Origin of the sequence: Enterobacter sp. BRE11 (genome assembly GCF_031844285.1) — a bacterium.
Classification (GTDB): Bacteria; Pseudomonadota; Gammaproteobacteria; order Enterobacterales; family Enterobacteriaceae; genus Pantoea.
Genome location: NZ_JAUZUX010000018.1, coordinates 40,992 through 63,343, shown reverse-complemented (window position 1 = coordinate 63,343; position 22,352 = coordinate 40,992). Strand labels below are relative to the sequence as shown.

Annotated in this window: 18 protein-coding genes; 11 read left to right on the top strand and 7 right to left on the bottom strand. The window is 58.6% G+C overall.

The window, feature by feature from the left end:
• Positions 1-72: 72 nt before the first annotated feature.
• From cysB to acnA, 3 genes are all read left to right on the top strand, one after another.
• A complete protein-coding gene (gene cysB, locus Q9R34_RS18020; RefSeq protein ID WP_434123266.1) occupies positions 73-1,047 on the top strand; it encodes an HTH-type transcriptional regulator CysB in 975 nt (324 codons plus the stop codon).
• 496 nt (positions 1,048-1,543) lie between these two features.
• Positions 1,544-1,702 (top strand): YmiA family putative membrane protein, encoded by a 159-nt coding sequence (locus Q9R34_RS18015; RefSeq protein WP_120454073.1) that lies wholly within the window; start codon positions 1,544-1,546, stop codon positions 1,700-1,702.
• Positions 1,703-2,324: 622 nt separating this feature from the next.
• Positions 2,325-5,006, top strand: coding sequence for an aconitate hydratase AcnA (gene acnA / locus Q9R34_RS18010; RefSeq protein ID WP_434123267.1), 2,682 nt, complete (start codon positions 2,325-2,327; stop codon positions 5,004-5,006).
• Positions 5,007-5,124: 118 nt separating this feature from the next.
• On the opposite strand, the gene ribA is transcribed toward acnA, so the two are convergent.
• Positions 5,125-5,721: a GTP cyclohydrolase II gene (ribA, locus tag Q9R34_RS18005; RefSeq protein WP_485895495.1), complete on the bottom strand. Its 597-nt coding sequence runs from the start codon at positions 5,719-5,721 to the stop codon at positions 5,125-5,127.
• A 229-nt stretch (positions 5,722-5,950) separates the two neighbouring features.
• Between ribA and pgpB the strand changes: the two genes are divergently transcribed.
• The 5 genes from pgpB (at position 5,951) to yciH (ending at position 9,571) form a co-directional block, all read left to right on the top strand.
• Positions 5,951-6,715 (top strand): phosphatidylglycerophosphatase B, encoded by a 765-nt coding sequence (gene pgpB / locus Q9R34_RS18000; protein WP_485895493.1) that lies wholly within the window; start codon positions 5,951-5,953, stop codon positions 6,713-6,715.
• A 128-nt stretch (positions 6,716-6,843) separates the two neighbouring features.
• Positions 6,844-7,152, top strand: coding sequence for a LapA family protein (locus Q9R34_RS17995; protein ID WP_485895492.1), 309 nt, complete (start codon positions 6,844-6,846; stop codon positions 7,150-7,152).
• Between the two features lie 6 nt (positions 7,153-7,158).
• Positions 7,159-8,328 carry a lipopolysaccharide assembly protein LapB gene (gene lapB, locus Q9R34_RS17990; RefSeq protein ID WP_485895490.1) on the top strand — a complete coding sequence of 390 codons (1,170 nt, stop codon included), beginning with the start codon at positions 7,159-7,161 and terminating at the stop codon, positions 8,326-8,328.
• Positions 8,329-8,528: 200 nt separating this feature from the next.
• On the top strand, positions 8,529-9,251 hold the full coding sequence (gene pyrF / locus Q9R34_RS17985; protein ID WP_485895488.1) for an orotidine-5'-phosphate decarboxylase: 723 nt from the start codon (positions 8,529-8,531) through the stop codon (positions 9,249-9,251).
• Complete coding sequence (yciH, locus tag Q9R34_RS17980; RefSeq protein ID WP_485895486.1) at positions 9,248-9,571, top strand: stress response translation initiation inhibitor YciH; 324 nt, start codon at positions 9,248-9,250, stop codon at positions 9,569-9,571. The genes pyrF and yciH overlap by 4 nt, the downstream gene beginning before the upstream one ends.
• An 83-nt stretch (positions 9,572-9,654) precedes the next feature.
• Here yciH and osmB read toward each other — a convergent pair whose 3' ends face one another.
• Positions 9,655-9,870, bottom strand: a complete 216-nt coding sequence (gene osmB, locus Q9R34_RS17975; protein WP_434123274.1) for an osmotically-inducible lipoprotein OsmB — start codon at positions 9,868-9,870, stop codon at positions 9,655-9,657.
• Positions 9,871-10,221: 351 nt separating this feature from the next.
• On the opposite strand from osmB, the gene araD reads away from it, so the two are divergent.
• The 3 genes from araD to Q9R34_RS17960 all read left to right on the top strand — a co-directional run bounded on the left by araD (position 10,222) and on the right by Q9R34_RS17960 (position 13,243).
• Positions 10,222-10,923: an L-ribulose-5-phosphate 4-epimerase gene (araD, locus tag Q9R34_RS17970; RefSeq protein WP_485895484.1), complete on the top strand. Its 702-nt coding sequence runs from the start codon at positions 10,222-10,224 to the stop codon at positions 10,921-10,923.
• 329 nt (positions 10,924-11,252) lie between these two features.
• Positions 11,253-12,236, top strand: coding sequence for a 2-keto-3-deoxygluconate transporter (kdgT, locus tag Q9R34_RS17965; RefSeq protein ID WP_434123276.1), 984 nt, complete (start codon positions 11,253-11,255; stop codon positions 12,234-12,236).
• Between the two features lie 140 nt (positions 12,237-12,376).
• Positions 12,377-13,243 (top strand): crotonase/enoyl-CoA hydratase family protein, encoded by an 867-nt coding sequence (locus Q9R34_RS17960; RefSeq protein WP_033746837.1) that lies wholly within the window; start codon positions 12,377-12,379, stop codon positions 13,241-13,243.
• A gap of 12 nt (positions 13,244-13,255) precedes the next feature.
• On the opposite strand, the gene pdeR is transcribed toward Q9R34_RS17960, so the two are convergent.
• The 5 genes from pdeR to Q9R34_RS17935 all read right to left on the bottom strand — a co-directional run bounded on the left by pdeR (position 13,256) and on the right by Q9R34_RS17935 (position 22,286).
• Positions 13,256-15,241, bottom strand: a complete 1,986-nt coding sequence (gene pdeR / locus Q9R34_RS17955; RefSeq protein ID WP_485895482.1) for a cyclic di-GMP phosphodiesterase — start codon at positions 15,239-15,241, stop codon at positions 13,256-13,258.
• Between the two features lie 159 nt (positions 15,242-15,400).
• Positions 15,401-15,685 (bottom strand): YbdD/YjiX family protein, encoded by a 285-nt coding sequence (locus Q9R34_RS17950; protein ID WP_485895480.1) that lies wholly within the window; start codon positions 15,683-15,685, stop codon positions 15,401-15,403.
• Entirely contained in the window at positions 15,678-17,744 is a 2,067-nt protein-coding gene (locus Q9R34_RS17945; protein ID WP_485895478.1) for a carbon starvation CstA family protein, read from the bottom strand. Before Q9R34_RS17945 ends, Q9R34_RS17950 begins: the two co-directional genes overlap by 8 nt.
• 181 nt (positions 17,745-17,925) lie before the next feature.
• Complete coding sequence (locus Q9R34_RS17940) at positions 17,926-19,860, bottom strand: exoribonuclease II (protein WP_485895476.1); 1,935 nt, start codon at positions 19,858-19,860, stop codon at positions 17,926-17,928.
• A gap of 122 nt (positions 19,861-19,982) precedes the next feature.
• Positions 19,983-22,286 (bottom strand): FdhF/YdeP family oxidoreductase, encoded by a 2,304-nt coding sequence (locus Q9R34_RS17935; protein WP_434123281.1) that lies wholly within the window; start codon positions 22,284-22,286, stop codon positions 19,983-19,985.
• Between the last annotated feature and the right edge of the window lie 66 nt (positions 22,287-22,352).

Sequence of the window (22,352 nt, the reverse complement as noted above, 5' to 3'; positions counted from 1 at the left end):
CTTTTCTCACCGATCCGGCGAAAATACGTCAATCGGGGATGCTGCTCTGTAGCTTACTGGGATGGAACAGATATGAAATTGCAGCAGTTGCGCTATATCGTCGAAGTGGTTAATCACAACCTGAACGTCTCTTCGACAGCAGAAGGGCTTTATACGTCACAGCCGGGCATCAGCAAACAGGTGCGCATGCTGGAGGATGAGCTGGGCGTGCAGATCTTTGCACGCAGCGGCAAACATTTAACCCAGGTCACGCCAGCGGGCGAGGAGATCATTCGCATCGCCCGTGAGGTATTGTCCAAAGTAGATGCCATAAAGTCGGTGGCGGGAGAGCACACCTGGCCAGATAAGGGCTCGCTCTATGTGGCGACAACCCATACTCAGGCGCGCTATGCACTGCCTGGCGTCATTAAGGGCTTTATCGAGCGCTATCCGCGCGTCTCCCTGCATATGCATCAGGGTTCACCAACACAGATCGCCGAAGCAGTCTCTAAAGGCAACGCCGATTTCGCTATCGCTACTGAAGCGCTGCATCTCTATGACGACTTAATTATGCTGCCCTGCTACCACTGGAATCGCGCCATTGTGGTGACGCCCGATCATCCACTGGCGGGCAAGGGCCAGGTCTCAATTGAAGAGCTGGCGGAATATCCGCTGGTAACCTACACCTTCGGCTTTACCGGGCGGTCGGAGCTGGATACCGCCTTCAACCGCGCCGGGCTGACGCCGCGCATTGTGTTCACCGCAACCGACGCAGACGTAATTAAAACTTATGTTCGCCTGGGGCTTGGCGTCGGCGTAATCGCCAGCATGGCGGTCGATCCTGTTGCCGATCCTGACCTGGTTCGCATTGAAGCAGCGGAAATTTTCACCAACAGCACCACTAAAATCGGCTTCCGACGCAGCACCTTCCTGCGTAGCTATATGTATGATTTTATTCAACGCTTTGCACCGCACCTGACCCGCGACGTAGTGGACGCGGCGGTTGCACTGCGCTCTAACGAAGATATCGAAGCGATGTTCAAAGATATCAAGCTGCCGTTTAAGTAACGCCGCGGTTCGTTTAGCATTGTTAAAGGCTGCCTCTGGCAGCCTTTTTTATCCGTAGCCGTTAGCGCCATCTCAATGTCGAAAAAAGTTATTATTTTTTTGTAAATGAAACATCGATCACATGTTTTTCTGTTTGGGTTACTTAAATGAGAAACAGTACACAATTTTAACTTTGCCGCTTTGCGCCCTGCCAGGATTATTCCCATACTCCAGTTAAGACCTGATGTGAAAGCGCTTTTTATCAGGGGTTACATAGTTAACTCAAATTTGAAATGGTCCTAATTGCAAATTAACTCAAATTTGCAATCTAATAATTCAATTAAGGAAATGTGTCGCGGTTCATTATTCCTTAAGTTTTTCAGGCCGCGTTGATTAATAGCGTTAATCGTTGTACTCAATAAAAATAACTGGATTTTCGGCCTTAATGCGTTTAGGATTCGTCCTAAATCTTAATCGATGTTATCAATCGTTTTATTGAGAGTGATTATCAAAAACTATGGCTACGAGACTGACTGTACAACCGGACTTCCGGGCAAAAAGCACCAAGGTTGAGCGCTCTGGCAACATCCGTCGCAAGGCCTGGTTAACCGTAATAGCTGCTTCTGCGCTGTTCTGGGTAGTTGTAGCATTGATGATTTGGCGTATATGGGGCTAAGCCATGTGGGCAAACACACTCAGCCGTAAACAGTCGTTATCCGCGCCTCAGATTCAGGCGCCAGCCTGCAAAGGCAAAGAGAACAGCGTGACGGAACGCAAAGTGACTATCCCGGATAGCTGGGAACTGAGTGAAAATCAGCGTCACTTCATCGAGTCTTTCATGGACACGAAAGCTAAATAAGCTGTCAGCATTACTGGCTTCGCCAGCGCAATACTTCTTTCCGGTTATCCGGCGGGCAAATGAAAAGCCCACTCTTTTACACTCAGCATAAAAAAGGTGTCATCAGCATGATGACGGCAGGATTTTTTACGCCCGAATTCGGGAGGAGTGATGTATGAATATGACTATCAATAGCATTAAAATCTCCTGGCTGAGCGCATATGCCTTCTCGTTTGCAGTGTGGGCCGCGGCCGTCTGGATCGCTGTATAACCTGAAAGCGGTATTTCTCCTTATTCTTTTCGTCAACGCCCCGCCTGATTGTGGGGCGTTTTCGTTTGTCTGCGCAATGGTGTAGCATTTCGTGTTGTAATCAAAACGTTAAAGAAAATGTAGTCTATCTTTAACATAAACCTTGTTCTCTTTGAGGTTACCGCGATCACGATAAGAAAAGGAGGAGCTATGTCGGACACCCTACGCCAGCAGAGTCAGGACACCCTGCAGGTCGACAAGCAGCAGTATCATATTTTCAGTCTACCCCGCGCCGCCCAACACCTCGGCAACATCGACCGCCTTCCCAAATCATTAAAAGTGCTGCTGGAGAATCTCCTGCGCTGGCAGGATGGCGACTCCGTGACGGAAGAAGATATCCAGGCGCTGGTCGGCTGGCAGCAAAATGCGCATGCCGACAGAGAGATTGCCTACCGTCCTGCGCGCGTATTGATGCAGGATTTTACCGGCGTGCCGGCGGTGGTGGATCTGGCGGCAATGCGCGAAGCGGTGAAGCGCCTCGGCGGCGACGTCGCGAAGGTTAATCCGCTCTCGCCGGTCGATCTGGTTATCGACCACTCTGTTACCGTGGATCGCTTCGGCGACGACAGCGCATTTGAAGAGAACGTCGAGCTGGAGATGGCGCGCAACCATGAGCGCTATCTCTTTCTACGCTGGGGTCAGAAGGCCTTCAATAAATTCCGCGTCGTGCCGCCGGGCACCGGCATCTGCCATCAGGTAAACCTGGAGTACCTGGGCAAATCGGTCTGGCATGAGCAGATCGACGGCAAGCAGTTCGCCTGGCCTGATACGCTGGTCGGCACCGACTCGCATACCACCATGATTAATGCGCTCGGCGTGCTGGGCTGGGGCGTCGGCGGCATCGAAGCCGAGGCGGCGATGCTCGGACAGCCGGTATCGATGCTGATCCCGGATGTGGTCGGCTTTAAGCTGACCGGCAAGCTGCGTCCCGGTATTACCGCCACTGATTTAGTGCTGACCGTGACCCAGATGCTGCGCAAGCACGGCGTCGTCGGCAAGTTTGTGGAGTTCTACGGCGACGGTCTGGCGGATCTGCCGCTGGCTGACCGCGCAACTATCGCCAATATGGCGCCGGAATATGGCGCCACCTGCGGATTCTTCCCGATCGACGACGTCACGCTGGGCTATCTCACGCTTACCGGGCGCGATGCCGAGCAGGTCGCGCTGGTGGAAGCCTATGCCAAAACCCAGGGGCTTTGGCGTAACCCAGGCGACGAGCCGATCTTCACCAGTTCGCTGGCGCTGGATATGGATAGCGTTGAATCGAGTATCGCTGGCCCGAAACGCCCGCAGGATCGTGTTTCCCTCGGCGACGTGCCTGCGGCGTTCAACGCCAGCAACGAGCTGGAGGTGAATCACAGCCAGCCCGCCCATAAATCCGTGACCTATACCGATAGCCGCACCGGCCTGAGCCATGAAATTGAGGATGGCGCCGTGGTGATCAGCGCCATTACCTCCTGCACCAACACCTCTAACCCGAGCGTGCTGATGGCGGCGGGGCTGCTGGCGAAAAAAGCGGTTGAACGCGGCCTGAAGCGTCAGCCCTGGGTGAAAGCCTCGCTGGCACCGGGATCGAAAGTGGTTTCCGACTATCTGGCGGTTGCGCAGCTGACGCCCTATCTCGATAAGCTCGGCTTTAACCTGGTGGGCTACGGCTGCACCACCTGTATCGGCAACTCCGGCCCTCTGCCCGACGAAATTGAAGCCGCGATTAAAGAGGGCGATTTAACCGTCGGCGCCGTGCTCTCCGGCAACCGCAACTTCGAAGGCCGCATTCATCCGCTGGTGAAAACTAACTGGCTGGCGTCGCCGCCGCTGGTGGTCGCCTATGCGCTGGCGGGCAATATGAAGATTAATCTGCAGACCGAGCCGCTGGGGCAGGATGCGCAGGGCAGGGACGTTTTCCTGAAGGATATCTGGCCGTCGCCTGAAGAGATCGCCACGGCGGTGCAGCAGGTGACCAGCGACATGTTCCATAAAGAGTACGCCGAGGTGTTCTACGGCACCAAAGAGTGGCAGGCGATCAACGTGAGCGAAGCGGCCACCTATGCGTGGGACGAGGGCTCTACCTATATTCGCCTGTCGCCGTTCTTTGACGATATGGCGCGCGAGCCGAAACCGGTTGAAGACATCAAAGGCGCGCGCGTGCTGGCGATGCTGGGTGATTCTGTCACCACCGACCATATTTCGCCTGCTGGCAGTATCAAGGCGGACAGTCCGGCCGGGCGCTATCTTCAGTCTCACGGCGTCGACCAGGCTGACTTTAACTCCTATGGCTCAAGACGCGGCAACCATGAAGTTATGATGCGCGGCACCTTCGCCAACATCCGTATTCGCAACGAGATGGTGCCCGGGGTTGAAGGCGGCTACACGCGCCATATCCCCAGCGGCGAGCAGCTGGCGATTTACGACGCGGCGATGAAGTATCAGCAGGAGGGCACGCCGCTGGCGGTGATTGCCGGCAAAGAGTATGGCTCTGGTTCGAGCCGCGACTGGGCGGCGAAAGGCCCGCGTTTGCAGGGCGTGCGTGTGGTGATCGCCGAGTCGTTCGAGCGTATCCACCGCTCTAACCTGATCGGCATGGGCATTCTGCCGCTGGAGTTCGCGCCGGGCGTGACGCGTAAAACGCTGCAGCTGACCGGTGAAGAACTGTTTGATATCGGCAACCTGTCGCAGCTGCAGCCGGGCTGCACGGTGCAGGTTACGATGACGCGCCCGGACGGCACGCAGGAGGTGCTGGATACGCGCTGCCGCATCGATACCGGCAACGAACTGACCTATTACCGCAACGACGGTATCCTGCACTACGTTATTCGCAATATGCTTAACTAAACGCAACGCCGGGGAAACCCGGCATATAGCGACTGGATAGCCACGCGGGCGGAGGAGGAGGAGGCTTTGCTCCTCGATCCTTTCCGCCCGCGTCTCAGCGTTGAGGCTGGCTGAGCTGCTATTCCGATTTCGGCAGCAGATGGCCCATTTTCGCGGCTTTGGTATCCAGATAGTGGGCGTTCTTCGGGTTGCGGCCGACGACCAGCGGCACGCGCTCAATGATATTGATGCCCGCTTCGCTGAGGATCTCCACCTTACGCGGATTATTGGTCAGCAGCCGCACCTCGTTTACCCCCAGCAGCTTAAACATATCGGCGCAGAGCGTGAAGTCGCGCTCGTCCGCCGCAAAGCCGAGCTGGTGGTTGGCCTCGACGGTGTCGTAGCCCTTATCCTGCAGCGCGTAGGCGCGGATCTTGTTCAGCAAGCCGATATTGCGGCCTTCCTGACGATGGTAAATCAGCGCGCCGCGACCCTCTTCAGCAATGGCGTTGAGCGCCGCTTCCAGTTGAAAACCACAATCGCAGCGTAAACTGAACAGCGCGTCGCCGGTCAGGCATTCCGAATGAACGCGCGCCAGCACGGGCGTGTTATCGCTGATGTCGCCGAAAATGAGCGCGACGTGATCGTGACCGGTTGCCAGTTCTTCAAAACCGACCATGAGGAAATCGCCCCAGGGCGTGGGCAGTTTGGCTTCTGCCACCCGTTTAAGCTGCATGTGACTCTCCAGAACCTTCAGAGGATGCGCTATTCTAAAACAGCGCACAGGCCAGTATGGCCTGAAAAAATTGGCAATATTGTGCCACAACGTGAAGTTGGGCTGGTAATTTGTCAGAGCGATTGTAGTGATAAAGCACGATTATCCAATGCGCAACAAGTTATGTTATTATTTTTTAAGATAAAGTTATTTACAAGCGGCAATATGATGCCGTACCAGAGGAGAAAGGATGCTGCAGATTTTGCGTCGTACTACGGCAGGCATGTTGCTGCTGATGATCATTCCGCTCGTAGTCTGGGCGTCCGGCTGGCGCTGGCAGCCCGGCGAAAGCGACGCGCTGCTGCGTTTCCTCTTCTGGATGACCGAAACCGTGACGCGCCCCTGGGGCACCCTGACCAGCCTGTTGCTCAGCCTGTGGGTGCTCTGGTGCCTGCGTTTTCGCCTCAAGCCTGCGCTGCTGCTGCTGGTGATCATGAACGCCACTATTCTCACCGGGCAATACACCAAATCCTATATCAAGGACCAGGTCCAGGAGCCGCGCCCCTATGTGGTCTGGCTAGAGCATAACCACGGCCTCGACGAACGCGAGTTCTACAGCATGACGCGCAAAGAGCGCGGTCAGCGCGTCGATCAGCTGCTCGCCAGCGACCGCATGCTGCCAGGCTGGCTGAAGCGCCACTGGGCGTTTGAAACCGGCTTCGCTTTCCCTTCCGGCCATACGCTGTTCGCCGCCAGCTGGGCGCTGCTGGTATTGAGCCTGCTCTGGCCGCGCCGCCGCTATGTCACCATCGCGGTGGTCGGCGTCTGGGCGGGGGCGGTGATGGCCAGCCGTTTGCTGCTGGGCATGCACTGGCCAGGCGATCTGGCGGTAGCGGTGGCGCTCTCCTGGCTGCTGGTCTCCTGCGCCACCTGGCTGGCGCAGCGCTTTTGCGGCCCGCTCACCTTGCCGCCTGAAGAGCGAAAGGAAGTGGCGCAGCGGGAAAACGGATTGTAATTCCGCGCTTTATCCCCATATTATTGATTGCGCTTGCGTAAACGCGATGCGCCTGGCGCTGCAGGGAGCAGTATTGTTGCCGCTTTTTTGGCATACTTCCACCGGATAACCTCACAACAGGATGCACTGTGAAATATTTGCTGATTTTCTTAGTGGTATTGGTCATTTTTATCATTTCCGTCACCTTAGGCGCGCATAACGACCAGGTCATCACCTTTAATTATCTGCTGGCGCAGGGCGAATTCCGTGTCTCTACGCTGCTGGCTGCGCTGTTCGGCGCGGGATTTGTGCTGGGGTGGGCTATCTGCGGTCTCTTCTGGCTGCGTGTCCGCGTCTCGCTGGGCCATGCGCAGCGCAAAATCAAACGCATGCAGGCGCAGCTGGATAAAAGTGCGCCACCTGCGGCCGCATCGGCCCCCGTTGCGGGCCGGGAATAGTCCTCCATGCATGAATTGCTGTTTCTGTTATTGCCCGTCGCTGCGGCTTACGGCTGGTATATGGGGCGACGCAGCGCGCAACAGAGCAAGCAACAGGAAGCGAGCCGCCTGTCGCGGGATTACGTTGCAGGCGTTAACTTTCTGCTCTCTAACCAGCAGGACAAAGCGGTCGATCTCTTCCTTGATATGCTGAAAGAGGATAGCGGCACGGTGGAGGCGCACCTGACGCTGGGCAATCTGTTTCGCTCGCGGGGCGAAGTGGATCGCGCGATACGCATTCACCAGTCGCTGATGGAGAGCGCCTCGCTCAATTACGATCAGCGCCTGCTGGCGGTCCAGCAGCTGGGGCGCGACTATATGGCCGCCGGGCTTTACGATCGCGCCGAAGATATGTTCAAGCAGCTGACGGATGAAACCGACTTTCGCATCAGCGCGCTGCAGCAGCTGCTGCTGATCCATCAGGCGACCAGCGACTGGCATCAGGCGATAGAGGTCGCCGAGCGGCTGGTGAAGCTGGGCAAAGATAAGCAGAAAGGGGAGATCGCTCACTTCTACTGCGAGCTGGCATTGCAGGCGATGAGCAGCGACGATCTCGACCGCGCGATGACTCTGCTGAAAAAGGGCGAGGCAGCCGATCGCCAGAGCGCGCGCGTATCGATCATGATGGGGCGTATTCTGATTGAAAAGGGCGAGTACGCGAAAGCGATCGATCATCTGCAGCGCGTACTGGATCAGGATAAAGAGCTGGTAAGCGAAACGCTGCCGATGCTGGAAACCTGCTATCAGCGTCTGAGTCAACCTGACGCCTGGGCGGCGTTCCTGCAGCGCTGCGTGGAGGAGAATACCGGCGCGGCGGCTGAGCTCTACATGTCCGATATTCTCGAGCGCCAGGAAGGGCCGGAAGCGGCACAGCTTTATATCAATCGCCAGCTGCAGCGCCACCCCACCATGCGTGTTTTCCATCGCCTGATGGACTTCCACCTGCTTGAAGCGGAAGACGGACGCGCCAAAGAGAGCCTGATGGTGCTGCGCGACATGGTTGGCGAGCAGATCCGCACCAAGCCGCGCTATCGCTGTCAGAAGTGCGGCTTCACCGCCCATGCGCTCTACTGGCACTGCCCCTCCTGCCGCACCTGGTCTTCAATCAAACCGATTCGCGGGCTCGACGGTCAATAGCCGACCGTCGCGCTGTTGCATACGGCACCTTTCTTAGTTACAACATACTGAAGAGCGGCTGAGGCATCAACGCGGCACTGTGCAACTTGTCGCCTGACAAGAGGCGAGAGCGCCGCAAACGTTGTCCCTGGCGGAAGCCGCGGGTAGAATGCTTGCCGTTTGTCCCCTTTGCCTGTCGCCGTCAACTACGAGGAAATGCTATGCCTTTATCGTCAACCGCGATCGCGTCGCCTGTTGTGGTGGCGCTCGATTATCACGATCTCAACAGCGCATTGCGTTTTGTCGACCAGATTGATCCGCAGCACTGCCGCTTAAAAGTCGGCAAAGAGATGTTTACGCTGTTTGGCCCCGCGCTGGTGAAGGATCTGCAGCAGCGCGGCTTTGAGCTCTTTCTCGACCTTAAATTTCATGACATCCCTAATACTACCGCCCATGCGGTCGCTGCGGCGGCCGATCTTGGCGTCTGGATGGTGAACGTGCACGCCAGCGGCGGCGCACGCATGATGAACGCCGCGCGCGAAGCGCTGCTGCCGTTTGGCAAGGATGCGCCGCTGCTGATCGCCGTCACGGTGTTAACCAGCATGGACGCCGAGGATCTGCGCGGCCTCGGCATCACCCTGTCGCCCGCCGAACAGGCGGAACGGCTGGCAAAATTAACCCGCGAGTGCGGCCTCGACGGCGTCGTCTGTTCGGCGCATGAAGCCGCGCGTTTCAAAACCGCATTCGGTACCGATTTCGCGCTGGTGACGCCGGGCATTCGTCCGGCAGGCAGTGATGCTGGCGATCAGCGCCGTATCATGACGCCGCAGCAGGCGCAGCAGGCGGGCGTAGACTATATGGTGATCGGGCGTCCGATTACCCAGTCGGCCGATCCCGCCGCCACGCTGTCCGCTATTTTAACCTCCCTTAAGGAGTCCTCATGAGCCGCGACAATCCGCTGGTCTACTCCACCGATGTGGGCCGCATCGAGCAGCCGCAAGAGAAAGCCGAACGTCCGAAAGGCGACGGCATTGTGCGCATTCAGCGTCAGACCAGCGGCCGCAAAGGCACAGGCGTCTGCCTGATTACCGGGCTCGATCTTGACGACGATGCCCTGAATAAGCTGGGCGCGGAGCTGAAGAAAAAATGCGGCTGCGGCGGCTCGGTAAAAGAGGGCGTTATCGAAATCCAGGGCGACAAACGCGATCTGCTTAAACAGCTGCTGGAAGCCAGGGGGCTGAAGGTCAAACTGGCGGGCGGTTAAATAAAAATCGGGCTACGTCTGTAGCCCGATGGTTATGTTAATACGCTGTGTAGCCTTTTATTATTTAAACGGCTTTGCGGTCATTAATGGACCTGATGACCGATAACGCCGCCCACCGCCGCGCCGCCCAGCGTGCCGAGCGCGCTGCCGTGCGTTAACACTGAGCCACCAATTGCGCCGGCACCGGCACCGATAGCGGTGTTACGATCGCGCTTTGACCAGTTTGAACAGCCGCTCAGCGCGACAACTAAAGTGGTAGCCAAAACAGCTGTGGTGATACGTTTCATGGTTGTTGTCATAAACTTCTCCTTGATTGTGCTCACAGAGGCAACACACTCAGTATAGGTGTTTTTTTCCTCTGTTCTTATATCTACCCGTATTACGCCATCGCTTCTTCCCTGAAGGTGCCGATATGCCTTTCACTATGGACAATGTTGTCTCGGGCAGATAAATGCAGTCGGCAAACAGATCCGCCCATTGCATGAGTGAATTCTAAGCCTTAAGCAAATTTTCCGAAGAGGGAAGATTCCTAATTCGCGCCACATTTTTTATTTATCAGCCGTTTTCCGCCTCTTTTCCAGCCAGTCTCTCCATAAGCTTTTTAGCCAGCACCTGCACAATTCAGAGATCAATCTGAGCAGGAGAAAACAATGCTGAAACAACTTAAACAGCAGGTTCTGGAAGCGAACCTGGATTTGCCGCGCTACAACCTTGTCACCTTTACCTGGGGCAACGTTAGCGCAGTGGATCGCGAGCAGGGGCTACTGGTGATCAAGCCTTCGGGCGTCAGCTACGCCAGCATGCAGCGCGACGATATGGTGGTGGTCGATCTCGCCAGCGGCGAGGTTGTAGAGGGAAGCAAGCGTCCTTCATCCGATACCGCCACCCACCGCGCGCTCTATCTGGCCTGGCCGGAAATTGGCGGCATTGTGCATACCCATTCGCGCCACGCCACTATCTGGGCGCAGGCTGGCCGTGCGATCCCCGCCTGGGGCACCACGCACGCGGACGATTTTTATGGCGAAATTCCCTGTACCCGCGCCATGCGCGATGACGAAATTCAGCACGACTACGAGTGGAACACCGGCGGTGTCATTATCGAGACGTTTGCTCAGCGCGATCTCTCGCCCAGCGCCATTCCGGCGGTGCTGGTGAATTCGCACGGGCCGTTCGCCTGGGGGCGCGACGCCCATGCGGCGGTGCACAGCGCCGTAGTGCTGGAGGAGGTGGCCTATATGGGGCTGTTCAGCCAGCAGCTGCGCGCTGACCTGCCGCCGATTAACCAGACGCTGCTTGACCTGCACTACCTGCGCAAGCACGGCAAAAACGCCTGGTACGGCCAGAAAGAGTAATCTGCCGCGCCAGCACAGTTAAAGATAAGGTAAGCATCGATACGCAGGCGGCATCACCGAAGGTGAGGGGCCCCACATTAGGGGAAACGCCACCCTTTACCTTCGGCTGATGCCGCCTGCGTTTACTCAGGACGTTAACTCTTCCTCTTAGTCATTCTCCTGGTATGGCGACGCAGATCAAAATATCGAAACATACCGGCAAACAAAAATAAAACAGCGTTTCATTTTTACGATGCGATCACTGTTTTCCCTCGCCGCGACCCGTACTTTGCTGTCAGGCCTTCGGGCATAAAAACGCACCTCCCTCTGGACAGCAAAGGTGATCCCTTATGCATATCAAACGTGCTATCGATAAAATCCCTGGCGGCATGATGCTCATCCCGCTCTTTCTTGGCGCGCTATGCCACACGCTGGCGCCAGGTGCTGGCAAATACCTGGGCTCCTTCAGTAATGGCCTGATGACCGGCACGGTGCCGATCCTCGCCATCTGGTTCTTCTGTATGGGCGCCTCTATCAAGCTCAGCGCGACCGGCGCGGTGCTGCGCAAGTCGGGCACGCTGGTGATCACCAAAATCGCGGTGGCCTGGATAGTCGCGGCGATCGCCTCACGCGTGGTGCCGGAAAACGGCGTTGAGGTCGGCATGTTCGCCGGGCTATCGACGCTGGCGCTGGTGGCGGCGATGGATATGACCAACGGCGGCCTCTACGCCTCGATCATGCAGCAGTACGGCAGCAAAGAAGAGGCGGGCGCCTTTGTGCTGATGTCGCTGGAGTCGGGACCGCTGATGACCATGGTCATTCTCGGCACGGCAGGCATCGCCTCTTTTGAACCGCACGTCTTCGTTGGCGCCGTTTTGCCGTTCCTGATCGGCTTTGCCCTGGGCAATCTGGATCCGGAGCTACGGGAGTTTTTCGGCAAGGCAGTGCATACGCTGATTCCCTTCTTCGCCTTCGCGCTGGGCAACACCATTGACCTGACCGTTATTGCGCAAACTGGCCTGCTGGGCATTTTGCTGGGCGTGGCGGTCATTATCGTTACCGGCATTCCGCTGATTATCGCCGACCGGTTGATTGGCGGCGGTGACGGTACTGCAGGCATCGCCGCGTCGAGTACGGCGGGCGCGGCGGTGGCGACGCCGGTGTTGATAGCAGAGATGCTGCCGCAGTTTAAACCGGTTGCGCCAGCCGCCACTGCGCTGGTGGCGACCTCGGTGATTGTCACCTCGGTGCTGGTACCAGTCATAACTGCTGTTTATTCAAAACGCGTTAAGCGTTCTCGCGTTGCGGTTGGCCAACGCGCGGCGATCAAGTAACCCCGCTTAAGCATCCCCGACCGCTAAGTCGGGGATATCTCTGGATTTTACTTTACAAATCAATCTCTCATTTGGTCTGGCCTCTCTCTGCATTACGCTGATGTGGCGTTTAACGCATCAAATAAACAGAGGATGAGATGATGACAGTAATTAACCAACCAACCTGCCGACTGTTCACCGAAGTGGGACAGACCACCCAGCTTGCCGCCTACTATGAAGAGGGCCGCCGCACCATGTGGATGATGCTGCGGGCGCAACCGCGCCCCAGTTTCAACCACGAATTAATCGAGGAGATCATGAACCTGAGCTATGCGGCCCAGCGTTCCGGTCTGCCGATCGATTTCTGGGTTACCGGCTCGCTGGTGCCGCAGATGTTCAACGCGGGCGGCGATCTGCGCTTCTTCGTGGAGTGCATTCGCAACAACCGTCGCGAGGCGCTGCGCGCCTATGCGCGTGCCTGCGTCGACTGCATTCACTCGGCGGCGCGCGGCTTCGATACCGGCGCGGTCACCATTGCGATGATTGAGGGCAGCGCGTTAGGCGGCGGCTTTGAGGCCGCGCTGGCGCACCACTTTATCCTGGCGCAAAACAACGCGCGGCTCGGCTTTCCGGAGATCGCCTTCAACCTGTTCCCCGGTATGGGAGGCTACTCTTTAGTGGCACGTCGGGCCGGGATGAAGCTGGCGGAAGAGCTGATATGCGAAGGGGAGTCGCACAGCGCCGAATGGTATGAGACGCGCGGCCTGGTGGACAAAGTTTTCCAGCCCGGCGAAAGCTACCGCTGCACGCGCACCTTTATCGATACGCTGCGGCCGAAGCTGAACGGCGTGCGCGCCATGCTGAAGGCGCGCCAGCGCGTTCTGCAGCTGTCGCGCGCGGAGCTGATGGACATCACTGAGGACTGGGTCGATTATGCCTTCACGCTGGAGCCGAAAGACATCGCCTATATGGAACGTCTGGTGCAGTTACAAAACCGCCATAGCGCATCCTTGCGTAAAGCGGGCTAATCACGCGGAGTTTTAAACGCGGGCAGGATGCTTAGCCAGCCAATGCCCGAACTGTTCTGCGGGCATTGGTTTTGCGTAGAAATAGCCCTGACGCCCGTCCACGCCGTTGAGGAGAACAAATTCTTCTTCCGCTTTCGTCTCGATGCCCTCGGCGATGACCTCCAGCGTCAGCGCCTTAGCAACGGCGACAATTGCGCGCACCAGCGACTGAGAGACCGGCTGCTCATTAATATTGCGAATAAAACTTTGATCGAGCTTGATGGCGTTGATCGGCACGCGCGCCAGCTGCGACAGCGAGGAGTAGCCCGTGCCGAAATCATCAAGATGCACCTGCGCGCCCAGCTCCTGAAACTGCTTCATCAGGGTCAGCGCCTGCGCTTCGTTTTCAATCAGGCAGCTTTCAGTCAGTTCAATATCGATTGGGCAGGTTGCCAGTCCGCTGTCCATCAGCGCCAGCTTGAGATCGCTGTAGATGCTCTGGTCGATCAGCTGTCGCGCCGAGACGTTGACCGCCACGCGCAGGTTGATGCCCTCTTCGCGCCAGGCCAGAATCTGCCGCAGCACGGTCAGCATTACCCAGCGGCCGAGCGGCACAATCAGCCCCGACTCTTCGGCATAGGGAATAAATTCGGCGGGCGAGACCATGCCGCGCTCCGGCGAATTCCAGCGCACCAGGGCTTCCGCGCTGCGCACCACGCCGTCTCTGTCGAGCTTCGGCTGATAGAACACCGTCAGGTGATCCTGCTCTAGCGCCTTGCGCAGGTTGGTGTCGAGCCAGAGATACTCAAACACGCGCTGATTCATCTCAGCGGCGAAGACGCAGAACTTGCCGCGCCCGTTCTCTTTGGCATGATACATCGCGGTGTCGGCATTGCGGGTCAGGCTTTCGCGATCCTCGCCGTGCAGCGGTGCCAGCGCGATACCGATAGAGCAGCCGCTATAGACCTCAATCAGACCAATACGGAAGGGCTGGCGCAGACGCTCGAGAATGCGCGACGCCATCGCCTCCAGCGCCGCCTGGCTGGTATGCTCCGCCAGCACCACGAACTCGTCGCCGCCGAGGCGCGCCAGCGTCTGGTCTTTGCCCAGGCAGCTGAGGATCGCCAGCGACACCGCCTGCAGCAGCTGATCGCCAAACATATGGCCGTAGGCGTCGTTCACCTTTTTGAAATTATCGAGATCGAGGTAGACCACGCCGGTCTCATCCTCTTTCGCCAGCTCCAGCGCCAGGCTAATTTGCTGGTGGATGGCGTTGCGATTGGGCAAACCGGTCACGGTATCGGTGTTCGCCATCACCCGCAGGCGCTCCTGAGCCCGCCGCTCCTCGGTTATGTCCGTTCCGGAACAGATGAGGAAAATTTCATTTTTCCCGCTACCGCTGTGAACGAACTTATTACGAAACAGAAAGAGTCGCTGGCCCTTACGGGTCTTCACCCAGCGCTCCACCTCATAGGAGTTGCCATCGCGAAAGAAGCCCGCGATGTTACGGCGTGAGGCAGCGGCCTCCTGCTTGGTCATAAAGAGCTGAAAAACGTTGCGGCCGATCACTTCATGCTCGTGGAGGCCGGTGTACTCCTCGCTGAGGCGGTTGAAGCGCTGAATATTGCCGCGCTGATCGACAATCACGATCACCGAGTTGGCTTCGGAAACCACCTGTTCGGCAAACGAGAGCCCGAGCGTCAGATCGCGCGCGACGGCAGAGGTGTCACCCCACGCCGAGGCGGTACCAGCCCAGCTCGACTGGTTTACCTTACGACCGACAAAATGCATCGGCACCGGCGTGCCGTGGAGCGGTAGCGTCAGGTTGACGCTGGAGGTGATCACCGGCATAGCGCGCAACAGGCTGGCCTGCGCGGGCGTCAGCGCGACAGCCATATTGGTGTGTGCGGTTTCATCTTCTGCTAATTGCAGGGCATCGCTGTCGGTGGTCAGGCGCCAATGAGGGCTGGTCGTGCCAAACAAGGTATACAGCAACGTTTGCCCTTGTTCATCGGTCATGGAAAGGTCCTCCGGGGGAGTGCTCTACTGGCGTTATCTCATTATTTTATCAACAGTATTCGGCATCTCACTTCAGTACAAGATGCCAGCCAAATATATTTTCCAGTCTGGTAAAGAATGGCACAAAAAAGCCCCGCGTCGCGGGGCCGATTTACCTGCTTAGCAAGGACATTTTCCCAGCTTGCCAGCCTGACTGGGGAACCGGGCATCAAGACAGTAACGATGAAAATCGCGCTCGCTCATCGGCGGCAGATCCGGGTGCTGACGCTGCATATGCTGAAGATAATTTTGATAATCCTGAACCCCTACCATGAGACGAAAGCTTTGCTGCACGCCGCGCCACAGCGTGCGCCAGCTGAAGCGCCTGGGGGCGTCGAGCGGGCGGCAGCGGGTAATGGTGTCAAGACGCGCCGGGCGCGCGGCGCGGCGAATGGCATCAGACATGGCGAACCTCCTTACGCAGCGACGGCTCCGCTTCGTGCGTGGTCGGCACGCTGCTGCGCAGGGCGCGGCGAATCACGAAGAAGGCGGCGATCAGCATGGTAACCGCCACCAGCATAAAGAAGCCGCACAGCACGGCGTTAATCTGGTTACTGAAAACGATAGTTTGCATATCCGCTACGCTTTTCGCCGGGGCGATAATCACACCCTCATCGATGCCTTTGCGGAACTTGTTCGCCTGCGCCAGAAAACCGATAGAAGGTTTCACATGGAAAATTTTCTGCCAGCCCGCCGTCATCGAGGTGATAAACAGCCAGGCGGTGGGGAGAATCGTCACCCAGGCGTAGCGCTGCTTCTTCATCTTAAACAGCACCACGGTGCCGAGGATCAGCGCCATTGAGGCGAGCATCTGGTTGCCGATGCCGAACAGCGGCCACAGGGTATTAATGCCGCCCAGCGGATCGACCACGCCCTGATAGACGAAAAAGCCCCAGCCGGCGACCGCGACCGCCGTGCCCGCCATATTGCCCACCCATGAGCGGTTATTCGCCAGCGACGGCACCACGGTGCCGACCAGATCCTGCACCATAAAACGACAGGCGCGCGTCCCGGCATCCACGGCGGTCAGGATAAACAGCGCTTCGAACAGGATGGCGAAGTGATACCAGAAGGCCATCATTGCCCGGCTGTTGAAGACGTCGGTGATGATATGCGCCATGCCCACCGCAAAGGTCGGCGCGCCGCCTGCCCGCGACAGCACCGACGCCTCGCCGACGTCGCGCGCGATGCCTGAGAGCATCTCCGGCGTCACCACGAAGCCCCAGCCGTTAATCACCTGCGAGGCGCTCTCGACCGTGGTGCCGATCATCGCCGCCGGGGCGTTCATGGCGAAGTAGACGCCAGGATCGATAACCGACGCGCAAATCAGCGCCATGATGGCGACGAAAGATTCCATCAGCATTGCGCCGTAGCCGATAAAGCGAATATGGCTTTCGCGCTCGACCAGCTTCGGCGTAGTGCCGCTGGAAACCAGCGCATGAAAACCGGAGATGGCGCCGCAGGCGATAGTGATAAACAGGAACGGAAAGAGCTGACCGGCGAAGACCGGGCCGCTGCCGTCGATAAAGCGCGTTACCGCCGGCATCTTCATCTCCGGCATGGCGAAGACGATGCCGACCGCCAGCCCGACGATCACGCCGATTTTCAGGAAGGTGGAAAGATAGTCGCGCGGCGCCAGCAGCAGCCAGACCGGCAGCACTGAGGCAACAAAGCCATAGATCACCAGCACCCAGGTCAGCGAGGTGCCTTTCAGGGTAAAGAAGGGGCCCCAGTAGGGATCCTGCGCCACGTTGCCGCCGAAGATAATCGCCGCCATCATCAGCACAAAGCCGATCAGCGACACCTCGGCGATTTTACCGGGACGGATAAAGCGCATATAGACGCCCATCAGCAGCGCAATCGGAATGGTCGCGGCGATGGTAAAAAGCCCCCACGGCGAGTTGGCCAGCGCTTTCACCACCACCAGCGCCAGCGCCGAAAGAATGATGATCATCACGCCGAGCGCGCCGAGCATAGTTATCACGCCAGCAAAGGCGCCCAGCTCCTGACGCGCCATTTCGCCCAGCGAGCGGCCGTCGCGGCGGGTTGAGATAAACAGCACGAGGAAATCCTGCACCGCGCCCGCCAGCATAACGCCGACGAGGATCCAGAGAGTGCCAGGCAGAAAGCCCATCTGCGCCGCCAAAATCGGCCCGACCAGCGGCCCGGCGCCAGCGATAGCGGCAAAATGGTGGCCGAACAGCACCCACTTATTGGTCGGCACATAGTCGAGGCCGTCGTTGAAGCGCTCGGCGGGCGTACGGCGGCGATCGTCCAGCTCGAAAATATTGCGGGCGATAAACAGGCTGTAAAAGCGATAGGCAATGCTGTAGCAGGCGACGGCAGCCACCACCAGCCAGACGGCGTTGACGTGCTCGCCGCGGTTTAACGCCAGCATGGCGAATGCGCCCGCGCCGACTAACGCCACCGCTAACCAGACGGCACTGGTTTTGACGTTCTTCATGACCTCACTCCTTGTATGAACCGAAAGGGACGTTCAAAGACAACGAGTCAAAGGTAATGTAATGGAATGTAAGTGAAAGTTAATGTGTTGAGAAGTGTGAAGCGGGGAACAAATTTAACATTTGTGTAAAGAGAGAGGTGAAAATGCGGGATAACAGCGATTATCCCGCCTCTTTTCATGCTCAGACGGCCGGACGGGCCACCACGCTACGCGTTTCCATGCGCACTTCGGCGATGGTCACGTCGATCACGTCGGTCACGCGGAAAGCGACTTCGCCTTTGATCTGTACGGTGCCGCTCTCCTGGCTGCACACCAGCTCGTCGCGTACCGCGTGGATAAAGGGCGCCGGAATAAAGGCAACCGCGCCGTTCTCCAGCAGGCGCACGCGCATGCCGCCGCGCGAGACGTCGATAATCTCGGCGCTGAACTTGCGGTCGGTGCCGGCGTGCGGCGCCAGCCAGCGCGCGTAGAGCCAGTCGCCGACGTCGCGCTCCGCCATACGGTTCAGGCGACGACGTTCGCCCATGGTCGCCGTCAGCGCCTCATCCGGACGCGCGCCTTGCTCGCCGCGGATAATCGCTTTCAGCAGGCGATGGTTGATCATGTCGCCCGATTTACGGATCGGCGAGGTCCAGGTGGCGTACGCCTCCAGGCCCAGACCGAAATGGGGACCCGGCTCGGTGCTGATCTCGGCGAAAGACTGGAAGCGACGGATGCGGCTGTCGAGGTATTGCGTCGGCTGCGCGTCGAGCTGACGGCGCAGCTGGCGGAAGCCCTCCAGCGTGGTGATGGCGGCGGCATCGACGGTGACGCCGTGGCCGGCCAGCACGGCGGCGGCCTGCTCGGCGTTGGTGGCGTCGAAGCCGGTGTGCACGTTGTAGACGCCGAAGCCCAGCTTCTCGCGCAGCACCTTACCGGCACAGACGTTAGCGAGGATCATCGCCTCTTCCACCATGCGGTTGGCGATGCGGCGCGGCTCGGCGACGATATCCAGCACTTCGCCTTTCTCGCCGAGAACAAAGCGGTAATCCGGGCGATCTTTGAACACCAGCGCGTGGTTCTGACGCCACTCGCTGCGCGCCAGGCAGATGCGGTGCAGCAGACGGATCTGCTGGGCGATCGCTTCGCTCTGCGGCTGCCACTCGCCGCTCTTCTCCAGCCAGTCGGAAACCTGGTCATAGACCAGCTTGGCTTTCGATTCGATCCAGGCGGCGAAAAAGTGGACGTCGTCGCCCAGTGAGCCATCCTGCGCCACGATGACGCGGCAGACCAGCGCCGGGCGGCGCACGTTGGGACGCAGCGAACAGACGTCGTCGGAGAGTTCGCGCGGCAGCATCGGGATATTGAAGCCCGGCAGGTAGTTGGTGAAGGCGCGCTGCGCCGCCAGCTTGTCCAGCTCGCTGCCTTCCGCCACGTAGGCGGTGGGGTCTGCGATGGCGATAGTCAGACGCAGCGTGCCGTCGGCATTCTCTTCGACGTAAAGCGCGTCATCCATATCTTCGGTGCTGGCGCTGTCGATGGTGACGAAATCGAGCGCGGTCAGATCCTCGCGCGTCAGCTGCTCGTCCAGCATCTCGCCAAAGCCGATCTGCGGCGCTTCGCGCTCCAGGTTATGGCGCGACAGGGTGACCCACCACGGCGCCAGATGATCGTCGGCTTTAACGATAAATTCGGTCAGTTCGGCGTAGAAGCCGCGGTCGCCTTTCAGCGGATGGCGGCGCATTTCGGCAACGGCCCAGTCGCCCGCCTGGAAATCATGGCTCAGGCCACGCACCGGACGGCAGGGGATCGCCTCTTTTAACAGCGGATGGTCCGGAACGATGGAAAGACGGTCATCTTTCTTCTGCACGCGGCCGACAAAGCGGCTAAGGAAAGGTTCGATCAGCGTTTCAGGCTCGGCGCTTTCACGATCTTTATCGCTGTGGATGATGGCGGATACCCGGTCGCCGTGCATCACTTTCTTCATTTGCGGCGGCGGAATGAAATAGCTTTTCTGCGCGTCGACTTCAAGAAAGCCGAAACCTTTTTCGGTGCCTTTAACGACACCTTCTGCGCGGGGCGTCTGCGCGTGGAGCTTCTCTTTAAGCTGCGCGAGCAGCGGATTATCCTGGAACATAGTCAGTTTAGTTTCGTGGCCTAAGAGCGGCTGCTAGTTTTACGCGAATCAGGGGCGCGCGGCAAGGCAAAAGAGGGCAAAAAAGCCGGATTAACCGGCTTTTTACTAAGGAAACTCTGCGCTTACGCGATGCGTTGCGTCGGCAGAGAAACCGACAGTTCCAGCTTCACCGGCACCGATTTTGAGGTCGGCGTGCCGCTGATGTCGCCGAAGCTGTTCAGCGGAACCAGCGGGTTGGTTTCCGGATAATAGGCCGCGAGGTTGCCGCGCGGAATATTATAGGGCACCAGTTTAAACCCGCTGACGCGACGCGAAACATTGTCGTTCCACAGGGTTTCGATATCCACCAGCTGACCTTCGGTAAAGCCGAGCGCCTGCATATCTTCCGGGTTGATAAACACCACTTCGCGCTGGCCGTAAACGCCGCGGTAACGGTCATCGAGGCCGTAAATCGTGGTGTTGTACTGGTCATGCGAACGCAGGGTCTGCAGCGTGAAGGGCACCTCCGCCACGTCCATCGGGAAGAGCGAGGCGGGCAGCGCCGCGCTGCTAAACTCTGCTTTCTGCGTCGGGGTATTGAAGCGCAGGTCCGCCGCCGCGTTGCCCAGGTAGAAGCCGCCCGGCTGGTCGCACTTCTCGTTGAAGTCGGCGAAGCCCGGAATGGTGGCGGCGATATGGTCGCGGATCAGGTTATAGTCGGCGGCCAGCTTCAGCCACTGCACCTTCTCGTCGCCCAGCACCGCGTGGGCGATGCCCGCCACGATGGCGGTTTCCGAGCGCTGCGTCTCCGCCAGCGGAATGCCGATGCCTTCGGAGGCGTGCACCATGCTGAAGGAGTCTTCTACGGTGATGAACTGGTTACCGGTCGCCTGGGTGTCGCGCTCGGTGCGGCCCAGCGTCGGCAGAATCAGGCTCTCCGCGCCCGGCACCAGATGGCTGCGGTTGAGCTTGGTGCTGATATGCACCGTCAGGCCGCAGCGCTGCAGCGCCTCTTCGGTGCGCGGGGAATCGGGCGCCGCCGCGGCGAGGTTGCCGCCCAGGGCGATCAGCACTTTGATCTCGTCGCGCAGCATGGCGTTCAGCGCTTCAACGGTGTTATGGCCGTGCTCGCGCGGCGGCTCGAAGCCGAAGTGGCTGCCGAGCGCGTCGAGGAACGCTTTGCTCGGCTTCTCGTCGATGCCCATAGTGCGGTTGCCCTGCACGTTACTGTGGCCGCGCACCGGGCAGAGGCCTGCGCCTTTCTTGCCAAGCTGGCCGAACAGCAGCTGCAGGTTCACGATTTCGCGTACCGTATCCACCGAGTGTTTGTGCTGGGTGATGCCCATCGCCCAGGTGATGATAACGCGATCGGCGCTCTGGTAGATGGCCGCGGCTTCGCGGATCTGCGCTTCGCTCAGGCCGGACTGCTGCACAATCTGCATCCAGTCGGTATTGTCGACCGCGTCGAAATAGGCTTCGACGCCGTGGGTGGTGGCGTTGATAAAGGTTTCGTCGAACAGGCCTTTCTCACCGGCCGCTACGCGCGCGCGATGCGTCTCGAGCAGCGCTTTCACCATGCCGCGCACCGCCGCCATATCGCCGCCGAGATTCGGCTGGTAATAGGCGGAGCTGATGGTGCCCGCTTTAGAGGTGACCACCTCCAGCGGCTTCTGCGGATCGGCGAAGCGCTCAAGACCGCGCTCGCGCAGGGTATTGAAGGTGACGATCTTCGCGCCGTGATCGGCGGCGTGACGCAGGCTGTGCAGCATACGCGGGTGGTTGGTGCCCGGGTTCTGGCCGAAAACGAAGATCGCGTCGGCATGGTCGAAATCGTCGAGGCGGATGGTGCCTTTGCCGACGCCGATGCTGCGCTTCAGACCGGCGCCGCTCGCTTCGTGGCACATATTGGAGCAGTCCGGAAAGTTGTTGGTGCCCGCCAAGCGGCCGAACAGCTGATAGAGCCAGGAGGCTTCATTGCTGGCGCGGCCCGAAGTATAGAGCTCCATCTGGTTCGGGTTGTCCATCGCCTTGATATGCTGCGCGATCAGCGCAAAGGCGTCATCCCAGCTTACCGGCTCATAGTGGTCGGTTTCGGCGTTATAACGCATCGGGTGGGTCAGACGGCCCTGATACTCCAGGAAGTAGTCGCTCTGCGCATAGAGTTTGGTGACGCTGTGCTGGGCGAAGAAATCGGTGTCGACCACGCGGCGCGTCGCTTCCCAGGTCACCGCTTTGGCGCCGTTTTCACAGAAGCTAAAGGTACTTTTATTGTCGTCGCCCCAGGCACAGCCCGGGCAGTCGAAACCGCGCGCTTTGTTCATGCGCATCAGGTTGCGCATATTTTTCAGCGCCGCTTTGCTGTCTAAAACGAAACGGGTTGTGGCTTCCAGCGATCCCCAGCCGCCCGCAGCGGCGCGGTAGGGCTTAATTTTACGTTTGAATTTCATGGTGAGTGCAGGCTTATGTTTTTTGTAGGAAGTTTGTTATCAGGATATATCCTGACGGTGAGGGAA